Source organism: Rhizobium ecuadorense (assembly GCF_001187535.1).
In the GTDB taxonomy this organism is placed as follows: Bacteria; Pseudomonadota; Alphaproteobacteria; order Rhizobiales; family Rhizobiaceae; genus Rhizobium; species Rhizobium ecuadorense.
Map to the genome: position 1 here is coordinate 1 of NZ_LFIO01000466.1, position 211 is coordinate 211.

General features: G+C 55.9%; 1 protein-coding gene. It reads left to right on the plus strand.

What is annotated here, in order from left to right; all coding sequences use genetic code 11:
* Positions 1-211: hypothetical protein (locus AF337_RS44275; protein ID WP_152970985.1), on the plus strand; the 211-nt coding region annotated here is incomplete at both ends.

The window sequence follows — 211 nt, forward strand, 5'->3', positions numbered from 1 at the left end:
GTATCTGCGGGCGATGGACACTGGCTACAACAGAGCCGCCTATCGGCTGGCCTATGCCTATGATGCGACCTTAAGTTCGGATAACGCAGCCGAAAACATCCTTCTGGCAATGCGGCAGGGAGACCGGCAGATTGCCGATGAGTTGAAGGCGTTTTCATCTTTCACCCGCACGGCACTGAAAAGAAGCCTCTCGCGACGCGGCCTTTACGAT